Origin of the sequence: Microcoleus sp. S36a_B3 (genome assembly GCF_036700745.1) — a bacterium.
GTDB lineage: Bacteria > Cyanobacteriota > Cyanobacteriia > Cyanobacteriales > Microcoleaceae > Microcoleus.
Map to the genome: position 1 here is coordinate 1 of NZ_JAUBPN010000028.1, position 5,338 is coordinate 5,338.

Sequence of the window (5,338 nt, forward strand, 5' to 3'; positions counted from 1 at the left end):
TAGAGACTGCAAGGAATCTAGTTTAAGTGGTCTCGGTGAACCAAGAATCCTCGTACCTTCAGGTCGAGGAGTGTCAATTCTGCCGATACCTACAGTGGCGCGATCGCAAATATGAATCTTAATGGGAACGCGGAGCATAAATAATCTGCTCTCCCCCGCCCCTTATTTTAGTCAAGCACCGCCTCATTCAAGCAAGTTTTTCTTAAGTCACATCTACCTAAATTTGCACCTCTTAAATCGGCATTTTTCAAATTAGCATTGCTTAAATCTGCATAACTCAAATTTGCGCCTCGGAGATTAGCATTAGATAAATTAGCTCCAACTAAATTAGCCCTGACCAGTTGCGCTCCACTCAAGTTACTGCCATTCAAATTTGCTCCTGGCATCTCGGCCGATGTTAAATTGGCTTGACTTAAATTAGTGCCGCCCAAGTCAGCCAAATTCAATTTAGCATAACTCAAATCAATTTTTTCCAAGCAAACTGTACCCAATTGAGCGCATCTCAAATTGGCATTAATAAAAAATCTGTCTCCCAGAGCATAACGGCGCAGTAATTCATCCGCTGCTAACCGAATTAAAACTGTTTCGGAAGCATTTTGGTAGCACCACGATGCCTCCAGCAAACTAGCGGCTGCTTCAATTGCTACCTTGTCGGATTTAGGAAGAACCAAACTATTGCAGCCATCCCACTCACCCTTGAGCATAAATGCCATGTCAGAAGCTGCTGCAATTGAGTCGCATAACAAAACGGTTTCTTGTTTTGGTTGCAGCCAGTTCATTAAACCTATCGAACTCTTGTTTTTCACGGTTGGTTCGGGATTTGTTTGTTTTTCTTAATTATAGATAAAAATATTTCTAATGTGTTGAAACGGTAGGAACGCGGCGCGCACCTACCGTCATAGTTCGGGGAATTAACCCTAGATATCGCAGCAGGCAAAAGGCACTTGTCAGAATCTGACTAATGGCTGATGACTGATGACTAATCTGTTGTACTTACGTGGTCGATTCTCTCTAATTGCCAGAGAATTTGGTTTCCCTCGCGCCGCACGCGAGAAACTACCCAATTTCGCCACACCCAATTATCTCCGCGACTGGTGACAGCGCTGGCATTTACATCCATCAAATCAGCCAGTTCAGAACTGGTAATCAAGTAGCCTTTGGTAGCAACCTCGTCGGCTGTGTGCAAAGTTTCTATCAGGTTGCGGAGTTCCTGAACTCTCACCTCGCGGGGCAAGTTCTCCAGGGTATCGGCAGTTGAATCCATCATGGTAGAGTTGGAGATCGGAAGGTCAGAAGATATGACATAGGATTCTATCGTTTTGTTACCAGTTGTGTCCGTTTCTTCCAAAACAATTGGGTTTTGCAAGTGTAGCGGCGATGCCCCCGTACTCGCCCAAGTCCCGCCTGCGGTTGCTTTCTGCTGTTGCAGTTTGGGAGTGAGATTGTGGGAAAAGCTGCGGGCTATTTCGTCGCACCTGTCGTTGTAGAAGTTGCCGGAGTGGCCCCGGACGTGTTCCCACTGGATTTGTCGCGAATTCAGCTTGTCTAGCAGGTGCCAGAGGTCTTGGTTGACAACTTCTTTGCCCGTCGAAGTTTTCCAGCCTTTGTTTTTCCAGCCTTGAATCCATTTGGTGATGCCGTTTTTAACGTATTCACTGTCCGTGTAAAGGGTGACTGGTTCGGTTTGACCGGAATTAGCAAAAAATTCCAGCGCAGCAACAGCAGCCTGCATTTCCATGCGGTTGTTGGTGGTTTGGGGGTCTGCTCCCCCGAGTTCGTGACAGTTGCCGTCGGCGTAGCAAACTACTGTACCCCAGCCGCCCGGGCCGGGGTTGCCGGAACAAGCGCCGTCTGTGTACAAGCTTTTGATGGTGGGAGTTGTCATGAGGGAATTAATTTTTCATTGACAGGTAACTGGTTTGCAAGTGTAATAATTGAGGAAAATAGCGATCAACTGTAGCTGCCATGAAAAACGTCAACTTAAAGATTAAAAAGGTCGGGTTATTTATTTGTCCGTTTTCTTTGTTAATTTTTAATACTTTGGCGCAAGCACAGCCAATAGTCCCGGCTGCTGACGGTACTGGGACTGCTGTTACCCGCACCGGCAACCGCTACGATATCAACGGCGGCAGTTTGTCGGGAGACGGCGCGAATCTTTTTCACAGTTTTGGCCAATTCGGCTTAAATCAAGGTCAAATTGCTAATTTTCTGACTAATTCGGCTATTCAAAATATATTAGCTCGCATTGCTGGCGGCGACGCTTCACTAATTAACGGCTTAATTACTGTCACGGGCGGCAATTCTAATCTGTTTCTGATTAATCCTGCGGGGATTGTGTTTGGGCCGCAGGCGAGTTTGAATGTGCCGGCGGCTTTCACTGCGACTACTGCGACGAATGTCGGTTTTGGTTCTAATTGGTTTAATGCTGCGGGTACAAATAATTTTAGCGCGTTAGTTGGTGCGCCCAATGCTTTTTATTTTGGGGGGACTCAACCGGGGAGTATTGTTAATGCTGGCAATTTGGCTGTGACTCCGGGGCAAAGTTTATCTTTGTTGGGCGGTACGGTTGTTAGTACGGGGCAGTTGTCGGCACCGGGAGGGCAAATTACTGTTGCTGCGGTTCCGGGGGAGAATGTTTTGCGTATCAGTCAACCGGGGCTTTTGTTGAGTTTGGAGATAGCAGCGGGCGGGAATTTGGGGAATTCTCCACAAGGTTTAAATCCTGTTTCTTTGCCGCAGTTGCTGACAGGTACGGGGCAAAATCAGGCGACTGGTGTTGTGGTTGCGGATGACGGTAGCGTGCGGCTGGTGGGTTCTGGTTTGCTGGTGAATTCTGGGGATGTGGCGATTGCTGCTGGGAATATGTCTGCGCTGGATCAATTGAATGCCGGAAGTGCGAATTTATGGGCTGCGGGAAATCTGACGTTAGCGGGGACTAGGCTGCAAACTGCGAGGGATTTGAGTTTGCTGGCCGGGGATGCGGTGCGGGTTCGAGATAGCGTGGAGAATCCGTTTTTGGCGCGGGCTGGGGGGAATTTGGAGGTGCGGGCCGATCGCGCGATCGACATTCTCACCTTAAATGCTACTGGCGGCTTGTCTCTTCCCCCGCAATTCCAAAGCGCAGGCAATTTGAGTTTAGTTAGCAACGGCACAATTTCGGGGGATTCTCACTTTGTTGCGGGAGGCAATTTTTCGGTGCGGAATTTGTCGGGAATGCCGGGAAATTTTGTGAGTTTATTTGACCCGATCATCAGTTCCGAAGGAGATGTTTTCTTTGGGGATTATACTGGTGTTTCGCTGAAAGTAGAGGCGAGGGGGAGTATTATTGGTGAGAATATTACTATTACTGGCCCGGATTTGGCATTGCCGACTGAAAATGTGAATTCCGACCCAGATATTGCGATTTTAACCAGCAGTCCGGCTTTGATTCTGCGGGCGGGAGTGGCAAATTTGGTCAATTCTGTTAATGTTTCTCCTGACAGTTTAGGTGAGGATACAAATTTCACGGCGGAACCTGTTTTTAGCAGAAATTTGATTGCTGTGGAAAATATTTTAGCAGCCGGGCCGGTGATTTTGTCGGCAACGGGAGATGTGCAAACTAGAGATATTAACGGCGGACAAATTAGCCTGGAAAGCAGGGAAGCTGGAGTAGTAGTTGGGGGCAGGTTAACGTCGAGTTCGACAATTAATATTCAAGCTGTTAACAATATTATTCTGACTAATGATATCTCTCGTGCTGATATCAACGGCAATATTAGTCTGAATTCGACTGCGGGTAATATTGTAACGGGCGCGATCAACACTGGGAATTCTGGGGCGATCGCCTTTACAGCTTTTGGCAATGTGAATTTTGGGAATTTGCAGGGTTCTCAAGTTAATATTACCAGCAACTCAGGTGCTCTGGGAGTTTTGACCGATCCGAATACAATTGTCCCGAATGCAACACCAGTCAATATTACAGCCACCGAAAATCTCACTTTGGCAGCTTCGGGTGACTTAACCGTAGGGAACCTCGCGGGTGCTACTCTCAGGGCTAGCAGCAGCAGCGGAAGTGTCGCTACGGGTACGATCGCCACTACGGGAGATGTCAGAATTTTAGCAGGACAACAAATCAACACGGGGGCGATCGCTGTTAATCCTGCCACAAATCCAGTTAATCCTGCGATTCCCACAGTCAATCTGGACGCGCAAACTAATATTAATGTTGCATCGATTGATGCTGCCGCCGCCAGCATTGCTTTGAGAGCTTCTAGCGACTTAAATACTGGGAATTTGCAGGGGGCGGCAGTTGATGTTAACAGTGATGGGGGAAATATTGCGATCGGCAATACTGCGTCAACTGGAAATATCAATGTAAGAAGTGCGGGAAATGTGAATTCAGGGGATTTGCGGGGTTTGGGAGTTAATATTAACAGCCGTGCGGGGACAATTGGAGTTACCAGTGCTACCGCCACCAGCAATGTAAATTTCACCGCTTTGGGCAATATAAATTCAGGTATTTTACAGGGAAGTGATGTTTCAGTTAATAGTAATGCTGGAAGCATTCAGACTGCAAATGTTACCGCAGCTAACGGTGTGACTTTGACAGGATCTGGCGATGTCAATGCTGGAAATTTGAGGGGATTTGCGGTTGATATTAGCAGCCGTGGGAATGTGAGAATTGGGGATGTTAACGCTGGAGGAAATATTAATTTGCAAGCCGCTCAAAATGTAAATTCGGGAAATTTGCAGGGAGTTATAGTTGATTTAGTTAGCAGCAGGGGAAATGTCAGCACTGGCAATATTAATGCTTCATCAATTGTGGATATTTTAGCGGGAGGGCAGATCGGAACTGGGGAAATAGATGTTAATCTTTCGGGGCGCGGCCGCAATCCTGCAGTCAATATTAACGCTCAAAATGATATTAGCATTGTATCGGTCTATGCTCCGGGCGCTAAAGTTGATATCGCAACTCCGGGTTTGGTGCGAGTGACTGGTACTTTTGACCAAAACCGCACTGTGAGTGTCTCAACGCTTGGTGGCGATCAACCGGGTACAGTCAGGATCGCCCACGGCGGCGGGGATGTCAATCCGCCGATACCTTTTGCGGTGGGAGATGCGACGGTTAACGGGACTGCTGGGGCGATCGCCAGCAATACTTCGGGTACAATTACTCAGGGACAATCTTTCATCAATTCTTACACTCAAGGTAGTAGTGCGATCGTCACTACAAATCAACCCGGAATAACTCCACCCGGAATAACTCAACCCGGAATAACTCAACCCGGAATAACTCAACCCGGAATAACTCAACCCGGAATAACTCAACCCGGAATAACTCAACCCGGAATAACTCCAC

General features: G+C 47.5%; 3 protein-coding genes. 1 reads left to right on the forward strand and 2 read right to left on the reverse strand.

The annotated features are described in order from the left end of the window. Window positions 1–167 precede the first annotated feature (167 nt). Together QUA01_RS22650 and rnhA are read right to left on the reverse strand one after the other, a co-directional pair. The gene (locus QUA01_RS22650) at window positions 168–779 is read right to left on the reverse strand and encodes a pentapeptide repeat-containing protein (protein ID WP_333092501.1); all 612 of its coding nucleotides are present in this window, start codon (window positions 777–779) and stop codon (window positions 168–170) included. Window positions 780–979: 200 nt separating this feature from the next. Beyond that, on the reverse strand, window positions 980–1,885 hold the full coding sequence (gene rnhA / locus QUA01_RS22655) for a ribonuclease HI (RefSeq protein WP_333092502.1): 906 nt from the start codon (window positions 1,883–1,885) through the stop codon (window positions 980–982). An 80-nt stretch (window positions 1,886–1,965) separates the two neighbouring features. On the opposite strand from rnhA, the gene QUA01_RS22660 reads away from it, so the two are divergent. Then, window positions 1,966–5,338, forward strand: a 3,373-nt coding sequence (locus tag QUA01_RS22660; RefSeq protein ID WP_333265896.1) for a beta strand repeat-containing protein, incomplete at its 3' end; no start/stop codon positions are given.